We start from the raw sequence: 19,916 nt of genomic DNA on the forward strand, positions 1-19,916 counted from the left end.
ATGGGTATTTTGATAGGTGATTCCGCCTGGGCGAAAGCCTTGGGCATCGCGGATGATCTGGACGATCGTCGCTTTGACAGCCGCAAAAGCCGGCTGCGGCGATCGACCTCGCTCAATCGCGGTCTGCACGTGGAAACGCTCGAGCCGCGGATCCTGCTCTCCGCCGACCTCATGCCGGTCGCCGGCACGATCGAAGTGCCGGGCGAGACCGACTACTACACCTTCGAACTTGCCGAAGAGCGCCAGGTCGTTTTCGATGCGCTCACCCCCGACGGCAACTTCACCTGGTCGCTCGAAGGTACCGGCGGTTCGGTCGTCTCGGCCCAGTCCCTCACCGGTGCGGACGGGGCCCAGGGTGGATCGATCCTGGCGCTGGATGCCGGCACATATACCCTCACCGTGGACGGCAACGGCGACCATACCGGCGACTACCAGTTCCGCCTGCTGAACCTGTCCAACGCCGATCCCGTCGACTTCGGGACGCAGGTCACGGGCACCCTGGAAAGTGCCGGACGCGAGACGGACCTGTTCCAGTTCCATGCCGTCGAGGGCACCGAACTCTTCTTCGACGCGCAGCAGTATTCCTCCGGCACCGCCTACTGGTCGCTGATCGACCCCGAAGGATCGGCCGTCTTCAGCAACGTGAACTTCCACACCAACGCCGATCCCGCGCGTCTGACGATCGGCAAGACCGGGACCTATACCCTCCTGCTGGAAGGTTACATACGCAACAGTTCGGACACGACCTATGCCTTCACGGTGGAACAGGTGGTCGATCAGACCGCGACGCTCGAACTGGACAGCCCCGTGTTCGACACCATCGGCCAGGCGGGACAGCGGCACATCTACGAATTCTCGCTGACCGAGGATACGCAGGCCTATTTCGACATGCTGGGCGTCTTCGACGACCTGCGGGTCAGCCTGACGGGGCCGCAGGGCGCGGTCTTCTCCAACGTCGATCTGCGTTACGCCGACTGGGCGAACCGGTCCCCGGTGATGAACCTCGTGGCCGGCGACTATACGCTGACCATCGGCGGGACCTCGGACAACAGGAGCATCTACGGGTTCCAGATCCTCACGGATGCCTCGGCCCGGGCTCTGGCGGTCGGCGAGCAGGTCACCCGCGTGCTCGACGATGCCGGGTTCGAGACCTATAGCATCCGGTCGGACCACTCTGCCCCGCTGGAGGACGGGACGGGCGGATCCGCCAATTTCCTCAACGGCGGCGCCACCGTCCAAGTGGCCAACGACGCCGCGCTGAATTCCGACGCCTTCACGCTGGAAGGCTGGGTTCAGCCCAGGGCGCACGGCCAATGGGACGTGCTGGCCATGCGGTCGTCGAGCACCGGCTGGAACGACGGTTACGGGCTCTACCTCGACGGGTCGGGCAACCTCGTCTTCTTCATCAACCGGTATTACGACCCCGACGTCCGCATCGCGGCACCGCTGCCGAACGACGAATGGACCCACATCGCCGCGACCTACGAATCCGGCATGATGAAGCTGTACCTCGACGGGGAACTGGTCGGCGAGAACGCGATCACCGAGGACGTGAACCATGCCGACCGGTTCCTCGAGCTCGGGGGGCATTTCTCGAGCTACAGCTATCGCGGCTACATGGACGAGTTCCGACTCTGGTCCGACGTCCGCACGCAGGCCGAGATCGCCGGCGCCCTGGGGGCCAAGCTGGCCGGGGACGAGGAGGGCCTGCTGGTCAACCTGGGTTTCGACGAGACCGCCGACGCGGGCCTGGTCAACCGAGTGGCCGGCGGTCCCGAAGCGCAGTTCCAGCCCGGTCCGGCCACGGGCACCCACATCTACAAGCTGGACGCCAATGCCGGCGACCGCATGGTCGTCGCGGCGAGCGACACCGGCAGTGTCCGGATGCGCATCCTGGCTCCGAACGGCAGCACGTTCCGCGCTTCGCAGAACATGGCCGATATCGACGGGCTCGTCATTCCCGACGACGGCGAATACACGATCCTGATCGAGGGCTATGGCCAGGAGGCGGATGCGGAAAGCTATTCGCTGCTCTTCGTGCCCGAAAGCACCGACGCGCTCGATCTCGTGGTGGGCGAGCCGACCGAAGGGTCGCTTGACGTGCTGGGCGAGCGCAAGGCCTATTCCTTCAGCCTCGCCCAGGATGCGAGCCTTTATTTCGACGTTCTCACCGGCCGCTCGACCCTCACCTGGACGCTCGTCGGACCGCGCGGCACCGAAGTGTCGGGACGCAGGTTCGACCAGTCCGACAGTTCGTCGATCTCGTTTCCGATCATCGACCTGATCGCGGGCGACTACACGCTCATCGTCGATGGTTCTGGGTCGACCACCGGCGATTTCGCCTTCCGCCTGTTCGATACCGCGACGGCGACCGCGATCGCCTATGACGATCCCGAGGATGACGGCGACACGGTGGAAGTCACGCTCGATCCGGGCAACGCGACCGCGGCCTATGTGTTCACCGGCGAGGCGGGCGACGAGATCCAGATCCAGCGGATCACCGGCAACGCCTATGGGCGGCTGATCTCTCCCGCCGGCATCGAACTGTTCGAAGGCTATCAGTCGCAGTTCGGCACAAGGACCCTGGCGACCGACGGCGAATACCTGTTCCTTGTCGAGGGGTTCAACTCGGCCTCGCCGACCGGCGCCCAGACCTTCGCGTTCAATCTGATCAAGAGCGGATCGACCCCGCCCGCGCCGCTCGAAGGGCTGCCCTATGTCGTCGGCGACACGGTCACCGGCACGATCGCCGAGGCGCAGGAGGTCGACGACTACCTGTTCACGCTGACCGAGGACGCCCGCATCTGTTTCGACGCGCTCTACACGCCGTCGAACCCGACCTACTGGTCGCTGGCCGGTCCGCAGGGCGAGCTGATCACCAAACGAAATTTCTTCAATTCGGACGCACTGGACTTGTCCAGTTCCCCCGCGATCGACCTGCCCGCCGGAACCTACCGCCTCCGCATCGAGAGGAACGGCAACAATACCGGCGACTACGCCTTCCGGCTTCTGAACCTCGCCGACACCATAACACTGACGGTGGACAGCGATTTTTCCGGTGAGCTGTCCCCGAGCCACGAAACCCATCTTTACGATTTCGAATTGACGGAACAGACCCGCGTCTTCCTGGACGAGGTCGGCGTGAGCGGGGAATATTATTCGCTCCACTACCGGATCCTCGACCAGTGGGGCCGGCAGGTCCGGTCGCCGCAGGACATCTCAAGCGGAACGCCTCTCAGCCTCGGCGCCGGAAGCTACACGCTTCTGGTCGAAGGGCGCATCTACGATCCGGCCGGCCGCACGGTGAACTACACGCTGAACCTGCGCTCGACCTCGGACACGACAGAGACGATGACCTTGGACACGCCCGTCTCCGGCTCTCTCGCGACGCCCTACGACAGCGCGAGCTACACCTTCTCGCTGACCGAGGCCAAGCTGGTGGCGCTGGATTCCCTGCTCTACAGCTCCTATGCGAGCTTCACGATCGACGGGCCGGCGGGCTTCAGCTATTCCAACACCTTCCGCACCGTCGACGGCACGTTCAACAGCAGCCCGCCGCTGGTGTCGCTGCCGGCGGGCGACTACACGGTCCGCGTTACCTCGAACAACGGCAATCAGGCGCCCGCCTTCGAATTCCGGTTCATCGACGTCGCGGCCAACGCGACGGTCATCGCACGGGACGAGGCGGTCTCGGGCACGTTGAACCCGGGAACCGAAACCGACCTCTACCAGATCGACCTCGAGGCCGGCCAGGTCTTCGCGATCACCGATGTCACCAACACCGGAGGCAGCTACAACGCCTATTTCCGGCTGGTCGATCCCTTTGGCGGTCAGCTTATCGACTCTCATCGTCTGGCCGCCCGCGATCAGTTCACCGTCCCGAGATCCGGCACCTACACGGTGATGATCGAGGCATACCCCCACGAGAACCCGGCGAACACCATCACCTACGGGTTCACGCTGCAGGACCCGCAGCACCCGGAACCCCGCGCGGTCGCGGTCGGCGACGTGGTGGAGGGGACGGTCGGCAAGGTCGGCCAAATCCATGTGATGACGATGGAGGTCGCCGAGGCGACGACCCTCTACCTCGACAACTTCGTCAACGATCACTCCGAACGCATCCGCATCCAGGGGCCCGGCGGCATCGATCGCAACTACCGGGCGCGCAACTCGGACTCCATCGACAACACCGGCGACGTCACGATCGAGGTCCTGCCCGGCACCTACACGATCACGGTCTATATCGAGGGGTCCCGAACCGGCGGCTACAAATTCGCCTTCCGCGACCTTGCCGATGAGGCGACCGACGTCGAGCTGGGCGACCGCATCACCGGAGTGCTCGATCCCAAGCAGATCACCGACATCTACCGGATCGAAGCCGAGGCGGGGCAATCCTTCCTCATGGACGTGGCGAGCGTCGCCAATTCGAGCAACGGCGTCTACTGGCGCCTGATCGACCCCCGGGGCGCCAACGAGATTTCGCCGACCTACCTGCAGGATCGCGAGATCCATACCTTCGCCCGCACCGGGACCTATTATCTGCTGATCGAGGGCCGGGTCTATGAGGGCGCGGGCACGATCTCGTACGACGTCACGCTGGAGAACAGCGACGTCCAGCACTTCGATGTCGATCTCTGGTCCGCGGATACACAGTCCGGCCTTACCGTGGTCGAGGGGCGCGGGGGCGAGGGCGACACGGCCCTCGGACATACCGGCTTCGAACGGATCAGGGTCGAAAACCCCGCACTGCAGAACGACGGCGATTTCTCGGTCTCGATCTGGTTCAAGCCGGACACCGTGCGCAAGGCCTGGACGCCGCTGATCTTCCGCGCGGACGCCGATCTCGACTACGGGCGGGAATATTCGCTCTGGATCGAGGACAGCGCCTATCTGCACACCACCAAGAGCTACACCTCCGTCAGTCAGAATTTCTCGAACACGCCCTCGGGGTCGATCACCTTCGACGACTGGAACCACGCGGTGGCCGTCTTCGACCGCACGAACGGCGAGATCCGCACCTACGTCAACGGCGTCCTGCGCGCGACGACGGGGATCAACGGCAACGCCCCCTCGGGCACCGGGCCGCTCTACATCGGCGGCAACGGCGCTACCGGATTCGAAGGCGCGCTGAGCGATTTCGTCTACTGGGACGGGGCTCTGGACGATGCGCAGGCGGCCTCGGTCTTCGCGGGCGACGCGGTCGCGGTGAACAAGCTGATCGACCTGCCGATGCGGGACGGGGGCGCCGAGGGCGATTACGTGACCGATCCGGCGGATGTCGGCCCGCTGGACGTCTCGGTCACGGTCGAGGACATGTCGGACGGCACGCCCGGCCTGATCACCGGCCGCCTCGACAGGGCGGGCGAAGTGGATGTCTACACCTTCACCCTGGCCGAAGAGCGTCTGCTCTACTGGGATACCCACGCCTATCAGAGCGAGATCATCGCGACCCTGCGCGGCCCCGGCGGCGTCAACATCTCGCGCGAACTGGAAGACGCGGCCGCGCACAACTACGACGGCAACTATGCCTTCACAGCACCGCCGGGCGAATACACCCTGACGTTCGACGGCCGGAACACCTTCAAGGGCGCCTATGGCCTGCGGCTGCTGGACCTCGCCCAGGCCGATCACATCCCCGCGGACGGCACCGTCATAGAAGGCGAGATCGCGACGCAGCGCGGCGCCAGGGCCTTCACCTTCGATGCCGGCGCGGGGGACCGCATCTTCATCGACATGCAGAGCATCAGCGTCGGCACCTCGGGGGCGACCTGGCGCGTGCTCGATCCCTACGGGCAGCAGATCCACGGCGCCGTCGACGCGGGGGACGTTGACGGGCTGAACCTGCCGCTCGACGGGACCTATACGCTGATCCTCGAGGGCGACCGGCAGAACCAGGTGCAGAACGCACTGACCTATCGTTTCGCGATCAACCCGATCGTCACGACGCCGCAGCCCGTGACCATCGGCGGCCAGAATCCCGGCGGCACGGCCCCCATCGTCGAGGGCCCCGATCCCGAGGGCTCGCTGACCGGTGCGATCGACCTGCGCGGCGCGGAATATCTTGAAATCGCGGGCGATACCGCGATCGACCACACGGGCAACCTGACCCTCGAAGCCTGGGTCAACATCGACTTCTTCGACGACACCTGGACGCCGCTGATCCAGAAATCGGACGGCACGGACCGAACCTATTCGGTCTGGCTGAACAGCAACGGCTCGATCTACATGGGCTCCCTTCGCGACGGCACCACGACGGCGGACACCGCGCAGACCAGTGGCGGCCAGATCGTGCCGGGAAGCTGGGCCCATATTGCCGCCGTCTTCGACAAGACCGCCGGCCAGCAGCGCATCTATGTCAACGGTGTCGAGGTCCGGTCCGAGAGCGCGGGCACCACGCCGGCCCCCAGCCTTGGCGCCGACGCGCCGTTCCTCGTCGGCTGGAGCAAGGAGATCTCGACGAGCTACGGCATGTATACCGGCAAGATCGCGGATATCCGTGCCTGGAGCGACGTGCGCACCTCCGGCGAGATCGCCGATACCTATCAGTCCGCCCTGCTGGGCGACGAGGACGACCTGCTGCTCTACCTGCCGCTGCAATCGACTGCGAGGGCCACAACGCCCGACGCCGGGCCGAACGGACTGGACGCCACGATCGGCAACTTTGCCGCGGAGGGGATAACCGGCACGATCTCGACCGTCGGGCAGGAGCGGACCTATACGTTCACCCTGGCCGAAGACCGCCTGATCTATTTTGATTCCCTGACCGACCGCACCGACATCCGCATGCGGCTGACCGGCCCGAACGGCACCTATCTCGACCGGCATTTCCAGCAACTCGACGCCACGAGCCGCAGCGACAACCCGGCCATGCACCTGCACGCCGGCGACTATCGGCTGCTGATCCAAGCCGACGGCGATTCCACCGGCGACTACAACCTCGTGCTCCGCGATCTCGCCGACGCCACGCCGATCGGGTTCGACACGATCGTCAGCGGTGACCTGGACTCTGCCAACACCACGGCGATCTACAGCTTCGAGATCACCGAGGCGACGCAGGTCTTCGTGAATGAACTGCTGGAGTCCGGCGACACCGATTGGCGGATCATCGACCCCTACGGGCGCGAACTGCTGCACGACACCTCGCCCAACGACCTGACCCGGCTGGATCTGCCCTACGCCGGCCGATATGTCTTCATGGTCGAGGGCGACATTCATCACGCGGGCCGCGCGCGCTACAGTTTCAGCATCCACGAACGGAGCGAACCGGAGCGGATCGGCCTCGTCCTCGGCCAGGTCACGACCGCCTCGATCGACGAGCCGGGCGCTTTCCGGCGCTTCGAATTCGATCTGACGGAGCAAACCCGCCTGGTCATGGACGGGCTGAGCGCCTACGGCTCCGACATCTATTGGGCGCTTCAGGGGCCGGGTGGAAACTACCTGACCGGGTCCGACCGCCGCTTTGACCAGACCGATGCGGAACGGCACAGCGGAAACCCGATCCTGGAGGGCTGGCCGGGCACCTATGTCCTGACCGTCTACACCACCACCGACCGCACCGGCGATTTCACCTTCCGGCTGCTCGATGTCGATGCCGAGGCCGCCACGCGCGAGCTGTTCTTCAACGACGAGACGCAGGGCGTCCTTCCGGCCGAGGGGCTGGGGACGCTGATCTACAAGCTCTCGGGCGAACGGTTCCAGCGCTTCGACCTCGACGTGATCGAACGGCCCGACACCTACACGAGCTGGCGGCTGATCGGCGCCTCCGGCTCGCAGGTCATCTCGGGCCGGCGCCTGCTGGACGAGACCGGCATCGTTCTGCAGGAGGATGGCGACTATCTGTTCTTCGTCGAAGGCAACGGCCGGGACGGCACCACCACGAATCCCTTCCGCTTCACGCTCCACAGCCCGACCGCGGCGGATGCGACCGGCGACACGCGCGAGGAATTCGGCCCCGGGTCCTCGATCGCCCATACCCTGATCAGCGCCGCGGGCGATGCCCCGGCGGAAGAAGTCCGGGGCGCAGAGACGGTCCTGCGGCTGCTCGACCCGCTCAAGGCCAACACGCGAAGCGGCATCGCCTTCGGGCAGACGGCCTCCGGCCCCTACGACAGCGCGCGCATCCGGTTCGATTTCGATCTCGAGGCTCCGGCCTCGGGCGATCCGGGGCGCGGGTTCAGCGTCATGCTGGCGCGGTCGGCGTCGTTCGGGAAGGTCGGGTCCATTCCCTGGGCCGGTGTCGATCCGTCCTTCAACAATGCCTTTTCCGCCGGGCTGGATCTGACCGGCACGCCGCACATCTCGCTCTATCACAACACGACGAACCGCGGCACCTTCAACCTGGCGGACGCCGGCCTGACGGTCCAGGATCTCGTCGACGGCCCCGTCTCGTTCGACATGGAGTTCACCTCCGTCCAGAACGGGATGCAGGTCACCCTCGCGTTGATCGTGGACGGCACCCGCCACGAGATCGTGACGGATGCGCCGGCCGATGGCTTCGACCTTGCCGACGCGCGCTTTGCCATCATGGCCGAGAGCACCTCGCAGACGGCCGGCCTGACCATCGACAACGTCGCCATCGACATGCAGGAGGCCGCGGCCCCGCTGAGCTTCGACCTGGGGGACGAGGTCACCGGCGACATCCTGACCGGCAACGGCGCCGACTATTACCGGTTCACGCTGACGGAGGACACGCGGGTCTATTTCGACAGCCTCACCAACAACAGCCGCATGTACTGGAGCCTCAGCGGCCCGACGTCGATCTCGGCGCAAAGCTTCACCAGTACCGACAGTTACGACGATACGGGCGATGTGCTTCCCGTCCTCAAGGCGGGCGACTACCGCCTCGCGGTCTACACCAGCAACGCGTCGACCGGCTCCTACGGGTTCCGCCTTGTCGACGTCGAGGCCGAGGCCCAAACCATCGAACTCGATACGCTGATCGAGGATACCTTCTCCCCCTTCAACGGGACCAAAATCTATCAGTTCGACTGGACGGGCGATCAGCCGTTCTACATGGCCACCGGCATCGAGTCGGGAAGCGCCGACTTCTATTACCGGCTGATCTCTCCGACCGGCGAGACGGTGTTCCAGCGTCTCTACGGCTCCAACAACTGGGAGGCCGGCACCCTCGCCCAGGCCGGCACCTACACCCTGCTGGCCGAGCCGCGCTACTACCGTTCGGACGCGACGGCCTATCGGTTCCGCGTCCTCGCCCCGGATTACGGAGCGGATACCGCCATCGCATTCGGAGAGGTCGTCGAGGGAGAGATCGACCGGTACTGGGACCGCGATACCTACACCTTCGAGGTGACCGAGCCCGGGTTCATCCACATCGACGGCTTCACCAATTCCAGCTCGCTCGATCTGAGGCTGACCGGCCCCTCGGGCACGCTCTACGACAACGAGATCCGTCGCACCGACGGCACGTTCCGCAGCGACTCGACCGTGATCTGGGTCGAGGCGGGCAGCTATCGGATCACGTTGGACGAGACCTCCACGAACGCGACCAGCTATGGCTTCGTGGTGCGGTCTCTGAACGATGCGGTTCCGCTGACCATCGGCGAACAGGTCGACGCCACCTACGACCCCGGCGCCATGAGCCGCATCTTCACCTTCTCGGGCGAAAAGGGCGATCGGTTCTACCTCGACTTCGCCGGCGGCAACCTCGACGGCCACTGGAAGATCGTGAACCAGTACGGCTCGCTCGTCACCAACGGCAACGACAACGTCTACAGCGACATTCAGTCGGTGACGCTGAACGCCGACGGCACCTTCTATCTGATGATCGAGGGCGAGGTCTACGATACCGACGTGCGCACCCACTCGTTCCGGCTGATCCCGCTGGCCGGCTCGACCGAGGAGCTGACCCTGGGCGAGCGGATCGAGGAAACGCTCGACCTGCCGGGCCAGACAGCGGCCTATACCTTCTCCCTGACCGAGACCCGGCGGATCTATGTCGACATCCAGGGGCCGAACGACAACAACTGGCGCTGGACCCTGACCGGCCCGCGCGGCCAGGTCTCGAGCCGGAACTTCGGCCAGTCGGATGCCAATGCGAATTCCTATCCGCCGTTCTTCGAACTGGTCCCGGGCGACTACAGTCTGGACGTCACGACCACCGGCGGCCGGACGGGCACCTATTCGCTGGCCGTCCTGGACGCGAGCGGCGCGCAGCAGATCACCATCGGCACGCCGGTCAGCGGTCAACTCGCCCCCGCGACGGAAACCCAGATCTACCAGTTCGAGGCGCAGGCGGGCGAACGCTATTTCTTCGACGCGACCTCGGGCAATTCCAATGTCTTCTGGCGGATCCTCGATCCCTACGGCCGCGAGCTGCACGAGACCTATTTCGCCACCGATTTGGATACGACGGTCCTGCAGGAGACCGGCACCTACACGATCCTGATCGAGGGCCGGGTCCATGTCGGCGGCAACCAGAACTTCGGGTTCAACGTCTATGCGAACCCGGTCACCGAGCCCGTCGAACTGGCGGTCGATGGCGAACCGGCCCCGGATCTCGTCGTCGAGGAGTTCGCGCTCGACACGGCCGACCCGCTTCTTTCCGGCGGCACGGTTCCCGTGCGCTGGACCCTGCGCAATGCCGGCGACGCGCCGGTCGATGCCGCCTTCAACACCCGCGTCACGATCCGCCGCGCCGACAGCGGTCTGGTCCTGGCCGACATGGTCGTGCCCTACGACGCGACCGGCGCGAACGGGGTGGCGCCCGACGGTACCATCTCCGGCACCGCGAACCTGACCCTCCCCGAGGGCGGCGCGGCCGTTGGCGATCTCACCGTGGCGCTGCGCATCGACATCAACAACAACGTGGCCGAACAGAACCCGCAGGGCACGGCCGAGCTGAACAACGCCGCCGACCTGCCGATCACCACCGAACTCGCCCCCTATACCGATCTGGTGGCCGGCGACATCACCGTCGATCCCGCCGGGGGCTGGGCGCCGGGGCAGGGGGTTCTGGTCAGCTGGACCACCACGAACGCGGGCACCCACGCCGCGACAAGCCCCTGGACCGAGCGGCTGGTCGTCACCAACCAGTCGACCGGGCGCATCGTGCTGTCGCAGGACCTGCGGGAGCAGGCGGAGACCGACATGGCGGCGGGCGAGGCGCGCGAGAGGTTCATCGCCCTCGCCTGGCCCTCCGGCGTCGACAGCACCGGCCAGTTCCGCTTCGACGTGGTGGTCGATGCCCTGGGCGAGGAATTCGAGAGCAATCCCGAGGGCACGGGCGAGACCAACAACAGCGAGAGCCGGGTCATCGCATCCGCGCCCGACCTGGTCGTTTCCGAGATCACGCTAGATCAGGCGGCGCCGACCGCCGGCGGCCCGCTGACGATCAACTGGACCGTCAGCAACCGGGGCGCGGCGGGCACGGCCGGCGACTGGTACGACCGTGTTCTGGTGCGCAATGTCGCGACCGGGCAATGGCTGCACGATGTCGAGGTGCTGAACGCCGACATGCCCCTCGTGGCGGGGGCGGACCATACGCGCACGCTGACGCTGACCCTGCCCGAAGGCAATGCCGGTGTCGGCACCATCCGGGTCGAGGTGCGCGCGGATCAGCGCCGGAACGGCCAGGACACGCTGAACGAGGCCCGCGCCGGCCTGACCACGAACCAGGCCGAAGGCAACAACGCGGCCTCGGTCGACGTCACCTCGGTCGCGACACCCTATCCCGACCTCGTGGCCAGCATCATCGGCACCGTCTCGGCCCTGGACGGCGCGACGCCGACGGCCGTGAGCTGGCAGGTCGAGAACATCGGCGACCGCGCGACGGCGACGGGCGGATGGACCGACCGGATCTACGTCTCGACCGACACGGTCTTCGACGAGACCGATACCGAGATCGGAAGCTTCGCCCGCACCGGCGATCTGGGGGTCGGCGAGACCTATACCGGCAGCGCCGATGTGACCTCGCCCGTCGGGATCGAGGGCGATGTCTATCTGCTGGTCGTCACCGATGCCGACCGGGCGGTGATCGAACCGGATACCTTCGCCAACAATACCGACCGCGAACTGGTGAGTGTCAGCTCGCCCTATTCCGATCTGCGGGTCCAGACGCTCACCGGCCCGACCGGAACGGTCACCGCGAACGAAGTGGGCCGGATCTCGTGGCGGGTGGTCAACGACGGGCCGGATGCGCTCGTCGCGCCGGCGGGTGGTTGGGCCGATGTGGTCCATCTGTCGACCGACGGCACGCTGGCCGGCTCGGTCGCGACGCTGGGCAGCTACACCCGCACCGCCGGACTGGCCGTCGGGCAGAGCTACAGCCAGGTTCAGGACATCGCGATGCCGCCGGGCTTCGTCGGCACGTTCTTCATCGTCGTCGAGACCAATGCCGGTGGCACCGTCTTCGAACGCGGCGTATCGGGCAACAATGTCCGCGCCACCGCCGAAAGCTTCGAACTGATCTCGGCCCCGTCGCCGGATCTCGAGGTGACGCTCGTCGACGGCCCCGACAGCATCGTCCCGGGCGAGGTGGTCGAGGTGACCTTCCGGATCGCCAACACCGGCGAGGCGGTGGCGCGCGCGCCATGGACGGACGAGATCCGGCTGACCGGACCGGGGCTGGGAAGCGGCCGGATGCTGGCCCGGATCGACCGGGTCTTCGACCTGGCCGCCGGCCAGAGCTACGAGGTGACCCGGACCGTCACCATTCCGGACGTGGCCGAAGAGGAATACCGGATCACCGTTCTGACCGATCGGTACTCGGACGTCTTCGAGGGCGGGCGCGAAGACAACAGCGCCTCGGACGATCCCCTGTCGCTGCGCCACCCGAACCTGACGGTCTCGACGCCGGTCCTGTCGGCGGATGCGGTACAGTCGGGTGACACGATCCGGGTCGACTGGGGGGTCGCCAACGACGGCGCCGGCGCCGCGACCGACGGCTGGGCCGACCGGGTCTGGCTCAGCCGCGACGAGGTGCTCGACGCCAGCGATGTTCTGCTCGGGTCGCGCGACAGTGACGCGGACCTGCCCTTCGGGATCGGCGCCGAGGCGCCGGGGACGCTCGAGGTCGACCTGCCGATCGAGCTGTCGGGCAACTGGTACATCCTCGTCCAGACGGACGCCACGAACACGGTGATCGAGACCGGCAACGAGGACGACAACATTGCCGCCGCGCCCCTCCAGATCGCGCTGGCGCCCTATGCCGACCTTCGCGTGACCGACGTCATCGCGCCGGGTCTCGTGGTCGACGATCCCGCCCGGGTCGAATTCACCTGGACGGTCGAGAACGTAGGCACCGGCCGCGGGATCACCGACGACTGGGTGGACCAGATCTGGATTTCGCGCGACGACATCCTGGGCGACAGCGACGACATCCTGCTCTCCGGTTTTGCCCGGACCGGCGGGCTGGACGCGGGCGAGAGCTATGAGCGCACGGAATCCGTCTATCTGCCGGCGGAACTGACCGGCCGGTTCACGCTGTATGTCACCACCGATTCCGCCGACGCCGTTTTCGAGAACGGGCAGGAGGCCAACAACACCAGGACGCTTACCGGGTTCTTCGACGTCACGCCGATCCCCTATGCGGACATGAAGGTGACCGGCGTCACGGTGCCGGCCACCGCGCAGTCTGGCCAGCCCATGACGCTGTCCTGGACGGTCCTCAACGACGGAATCGGCCTGACCAACACCTCTCGCTGGCACGACCGGGTGTACCTGGCCGACAATCCCGAGGGTGACGGCCGCGTCCTGATGGGGAATTTCGACCACCTCGGCTTCCTCGCGCCCGACGCCTCGTACACGCGCGAAGCCAGCGTCACCCTGCCCGAGGGCTGGACCGGCCCGGCGTATTTCTTCGTCGAGACCCCCGGCACCTCCTCGGCCAGGTCCGGCCCTTACGAATTCATCTATACCGGCGAGGACAACACGGCCGCCTCGGAGGCGGTCGAGGTGTCGCTGACACCGCCGCCCAATCTGATCGTCACCGACGTCACCGCGCCCGCGACCGCGCCCGAGGGAACCGCCATCGACGTCACCTGGACCGTGATGAACGACGGAACCGGCCCGGCCGAGGGGTCGTGGACCGACCGCCTGTATCTGCGCAACGCCGACACCGCCGCGAACGAGAGGGACATCCTCGTCGGCAGTTACACCTTCAACGGCCCCCTGCAGGCCAATACCTCGTACACGCGGCGTGAACAGCTCGTCCTGCCGGTCGAGACCAACGACCGCTACGACCTGATCGTCATCACGGATTTCAACGACGACGTTTACGAGCACACCGACGAGGACGACAACGAAAGCGTCTCGGACACGCAGATCCTCGTCTCGGTCCTGCCGCGTCCCGACCTGCAGGTCGCCGGGTTCGAGGCGCCCGAGGAACTCACCGCCGGGGCCACCGGCAGCCTGTTCTGGACGGTCATCAACCAGGGCCCCGAGGCGGCCGGCCCGAACTGGACCGACAGTGTCTATCTGTCGCTGGACGAAAAGATCTCCTTCGACGACATCCGCCTCGGCAGCTTCTCGAACGAGGCCGCCCTGGGAACGGGCGAGCAGTACCGCAGTCAGGAAGTCTTCTACAAGATTCCGGAACGGTTCCGCGGCACCGTCTATCTGCTGGTCCATACCGACAGCGGGGACCGCATCTCGGAATGGCCGAACGAGAACAACAACCTCGGCGTGCACGAACTCTATGTCGAGCCGATCCCCTTTGCCGACCTCGTCGTCCATGACGTGGTGACGCCGTTCCAGGCCTTCGAGGGCAACGAGGTGACGGTCAACTACACCGTCACCAACCGCGGGGCAGGGGACACGAACCTGGGCGCCTGGAAGGAACAGATCTGGCTGACGCTCGACAAGAACCGGCCGCATCCGGGGCAGGGGGACATCCTGCTCAAGACGCTCGACTATACCGGCGGCATTCTCGAGGTGGGCGCGGGTTACGACCGCCAGTTGACCGTCTCGCTGCCCGATACGCTGGTCTCGGGCAACTACTACATCACGCCCTGGGTCGATCCCTACGCGACGCTGCTGGAAGACACGCTGGCGGTGAACGTGAACGAGGACGATCCGACCGAGAACAACTCGAACAACTACAAGGCCGGCGGCTCGGACGTGATCGGCCAGCACGGCAGCGTGATCCAGATCATCGGCAACCCGCCGCCGATCGTGACGCCCGAACTGGGCATCGTCATCGACGCGGTGACGCCCTCGGCACGGGCGGGCATACCGGGCGAGGACGAATTCGAGGTCAGCTATACGCTTACCAACAACGGGGACGGCCCGGCCTCGGGCTATCAGGTCCACCTTTACCTGACCGGGACCCCGGCGCTGAACGCCAGCGGTCAGGAGCGCTGGCTTCTGGGGCGCTTCGGCGGTGAGACCATCACGGCCGAGGGCGGCACCCTGGCGTTCAACAAGACTTTCGACCTGCCGCCGGGAGTGGACGGCAAGTACATCATCGCCGAGGTCAGCCTGCATCGGGACACGGACCCCAGCAACGACCAGGACGTCGCGGCCACGGATGTCCATTCGCCCGATCAGAACCTCGTGGTGACGGCGGTCAATCCGCCCGAAGTCGCCATGTCCGGCGAAAAGCTCGAAATCAGCTACACGGTCGAGAACCAGGGCGAGGTGGCGATCTGGGACGGCACCAAGTTCTGGCGCGACGAGGTCTACCTGTCGAAGGATCCGGTCTTCGTCCGGTCGCGTGCGACCCTTCTCAGGACCGAGATCATATCCAACGCGACCGTGCTTCAGCCCGGCGAAAGCTATACCCGGACGATCGAAGGCACCTTGCCGCCGGGAATCGACGGCGACTATTTCATCTACGTCTTCTCCAACACCGAAGGCGGCCTTGAAGAGGCGGACCGGGGCTGGCCGTTTACCGACGGTTCCATCGCCGGCCAGACCCAGGGGTTGCGGAATTACGCCTTCGACGATCCGACCGGCACGATGCTGCGCGCCGAACTGCCGGTGGTCTATGCCGAACCCGATCTGCAGGTGACCGACCTTCAGGTGCCGTCGGATCTGCAGGCCGGGCAGACCGTCGACATCACCTTCGAGGTCACCAACGTCGGCAACCGCGCCACGCGCGAGGAGGCCTGGGTGGACCGGGTCTACCTGTCGCTCGATCCCTCGCTGGACGAGGGCGACTTCCTGCTCCGGCGCGAGGAAGGCAACCGGGAAATCCAGGCGGTTCACCAGCGCGAGGGCATCCTCGAGCCGGGCGAGAGCTATACCGCCACGGTCACCGTGACCCTGCCTTTCGAGATCGAGGGCGACTTCCACGTCCTGGCCGTGGCCGACAGCGACCTGGGCGACAGCGGGCGGGCCCGCTCGACCATCTCGTCGCGCCTGCCGGGACTGGCGGGGGCGGCCGACGGCGAGGTGCGCGAATTCCAGGGCGAAGGCAACAACACCACCTTCGAGGCCGTCACGGTCGGCCCCTACGTCCCGCCGAACCTCGAGATCACCGCGCTGGACGCCAGCCTGCGGGCCGTGCGCGGCCAGGACTTCGACGTGGCCTACACCGTCACGAACACCGGCGGCGACGTGCCGTTCCAGCAGCACCGCTGGACGGATCTGGTGTACCTCAGCCGCGACGCCTTCCTCGACCTCAAGGCCGACCGCTTCCTCGGCAGCATCACCCATACCGGCGGCCTGGACGCGGGCGAGAGTTATGACGTGGAACGCACCTTCGGCGTTCCGACCGACCTCCCGACCGAGGCCTATTACGTCTTCGTCGTGACCGACCCGAACCGCTACGGCGGCCGCGGCACCGTCTTCGAAGGCGAGGCCGAGGCCGACAACGACCGCCGCTCGGACGTCCAGATGATCGTCGAGCTTCCGCCGCCGACGGATATCGAGGTCTCGTCCATCGAGATCCCGGCCAATGCCCGGGCAGGGGAGCCGATCACCATCAAGTGGACCGTGACCAACAGGTCGGATTCGGTCGTCGCCGAAGGGCGCTGGTCGGATTCCGTCTTCCTGTCGACGGACGGGACATGGGATATCGGGGACCGGCCCGTCGGGCGCGTGGAACGGTCCGGCGCCCTCAACCCCGGCGAAAGCTATACGCTTGAACTGCAGACGACCATGCCGGCCTCGACGCCGGGGGGGTACCGCGTGATCGTGCGGACAGACATCTTCGACCAGGTGTTCGAGGATGTCGACGAGGCCAACAACACGACGGCCAGCGCGGACGTGCTCGACGTGGCCGTGGACGAGATGCTGATCGGCACGCCGCTGACCACGAGCCTCGGGCTGGGCAAGGAACGGCTCTACCGGATCGTGGTCCCGCCCGAGGAAACCCTGCGCGTCACGCTGGTGTCGTCCGACGACACCGCCAACAACGAGATCTTCCTGCGCCACGACGCGCTGCCCTCGCCGAACAGTTTCGACGCCACCTACGAGGGGCCGCTGTCCTCGGACCTCGTGGCCGTCGTCCCGGATACCGAGCCGGGGGTCTACTACGTGTCGGTCCGCAACTACTCCGGCCCGCCCGAAGGCGTCGAGATCACGCTGCTGGCCGAGTTGCTGCCGCTCGTGATCACGAGCGTCGAAAGCGACCGCGGCGGGGACGGCCAGTTCGTCACCACGACGATCAAGGGCGCCCAGTTCGCCGAGAACGCCACCGTCAAGCTGGTCCGCCCCGACATCGCCGAATTCGCGCCGGTCGACTGGCGCGTGGTCAACTCGACCGAGATCATCGCGGTCTGGGACCTGTCCGACGCCCCCAAGGGCCTCTACGACATCGAGGTCACCAACCCCTCGGGCGCGCAGGCCGTGCTGCCCTACCGTTTCCTCGTGGAACGCGCCATCGAGGGCGACGTGACCATCGGCATCGGCGGCAGCCGTGTCATCCTCCCCGGCGAGACCGAGACCTATTCGGTCGGGCTCCACAACCTCAACAACACCGACGCGCCCTATACCTTCTTCGAGGTCGGTGTGCCGGAGCTGCACCTCAACCCCTATGTCTACGGCCTGCCGTTCCTGGAGTTCTTCACCAATGTGCGCGGCACCCCCGACGGCGCCGCCGGCACCCCGAATGAAGACGTGTTCTGGGCGGGGCTGGAAAGCATCGTCAATACCGACGGTCAGCTGACCACCAGCGGCTATCTGTTCGACCTGCCGGCGGACGGCTTCGCCGGCTTCACCTTCAACATCGCCACCTATCCCGGTCTGCAGGCCCTGCATGACGAGGCCTTCGGCGCCTTCCGGGCGCGCATGGCCAATGTCCTGCCCGATCTCGATCCGATCCTGGCAGAGGGCGGCGAAGGCGCCATCGGCGACTGGTTCGACGCGGTGGTCGAGAAAGCCACCGAGATCGATCCCGGTCTGGGCGGCGCGCTGGCCAATTTCCCGTTCGAGGACCTCTACAACAAGAACGTCGCCAAGCCGGGCGATTGCGAGATCCCGTTCATCCCGTTCCGGTTCCACATCTTCGCGGCCTCGACTTCGATGACCCGCGAGGAATTCGTGGCGCACCAGACGCAGGAGGCGCTCGACCTGCGCGACGCCATCCTTGCGGCGGATGACGCGCCGGGCGGTGTTGTGGCCCTGGCCGCCGACGCCGACACATGGGTCGACCTCTACCTCGCGGCGCTCGAGCAGGCGGGCATCCTCCGCCCCGACGGTGAGGCGCCGCCGATCCGCGAACGCCAGGAGATCCTGTCGCTGATGTCGGTGATCGCCTCGGGCCTGCTGTTCGGCCCCGCGGGGACGGACATCCGCGGCGACGCCGATATCCTGGGCTTTTTCGAGCAGCTGCGCACGCTCTACGGCCATGACGAGACGCTGATGGCCGACATCGAGTTCTGGGAAGAACGGATGAGCGACTGCTACACGGGCGAGATCCCCTTCGCGGCGCTGCCGGAGTTCGAGGATTACGACCTCGGCCTCACCAACGAGACGCATTTCGAGGCGGTCCGCATCTACAGCCCCTGGGTCCCGTTCGAGGAACGCGGCGCGGCGCTCCCCGAGGACTTCCTGATCTCCGGCGCCCCCGGCCCGGTCGACGGGGAAGGATTCTCGGCGCTGGATTTCTCGGACTATTTCGCCGATCCGCAGAATTCCGGGCGTCTCGCCTCGCTCGTCGGGCCGCAGACGTTCGATACCATGGGCTGGCTGCCCGCGACCGAACCGCTGCCCTATACGGTCAAGTTCGAGAATGACGCCGAAAGCACCCGCCACGCCAACCGGATCGAGGTGGTCACCCAGCTCGATACCGATCTCGACCCGCGCAGTTTCGAGCTGGGCGACATCAAGGTCGGCGACATCACCATCGACGTGCCGGACGGCCGCTGGTTCTATCAGGACGAGATCGACTTTACCGACACGCTCGGTTTCCTCGTCCGGGTGTCGGCCGGGATCGACATCTACCAGGACCCCGCCGCTGCCAGGTGGGTGATCCAGGCCATCGACCCGCTGACCGGCGAACAGATCCAGGACGGCTCGCGCGGGCTCTTCCCGCCGAACGACAGCGGCGGGAAGGGGCAGGGCTTCGTCTCCTACACCGTTCGTCCGGCCGAGGACGTGGCGACCGGCACCCGCATCTCCGCCTCCGCCGTCGTCTCCTTCGACAGCGCCGCGCCGGAAGAGACGATGGAACTGGTCCAGGTCGTCGACGGGACGGGTCCGACCACCACGCTCGTGACCGCCACGATCGAGGGCACAGACGATGTCGAGGTCCGCTGGAGCGCCGAGGACGACGCGACCGGATCGGGCGTGAAACACGTGACGATCTACGTCTCCGAGGACGGGGGCGACTTCAAGATCTGGCAGCGACGGGTGGAATCCGCCTCCGGGATCGAGATCTTCGCGGGCGAGACCGGCAAGACCTACGAGTTCCTTGCGCTCGCCACCGATGTCGCGGGCAACCGCGAGGAACCGCGCGACGGCTCGGCTGTCACGGCGGACGGCGCGCCGGTGAACCTCGGTGCGCCGGCGACGGT

1 protein-coding gene (only partly in view) is annotated in these 19,916 nt (G+C 66.3%); it reads left to right on the forward strand.

Going from position 1 to position 19,916, the window contains the following annotated elements:
- A protein-coding gene (locus tag OB2597_RS19845) for a CARDB domain-containing protein (RefSeq protein ID WP_084658899.1) crosses the window boundary here: on the forward strand, positions 1-19,916 show its 5' portion. It continues 16,681 nt past the right edge of the window; only the first 19,916 of its 36,597 coding nucleotides appear in the window; the start codon lies at positions 1-3; the stop codon falls past the right edge of the window.

This window comes from Pseudooceanicola batsensis HTCC2597, from assembly GCF_000152725.1.
Lineage (GTDB): Bacteria > Pseudomonadota > Alphaproteobacteria > Rhodobacterales > Rhodobacteraceae > Pseudooceanicola > Pseudooceanicola batsensis.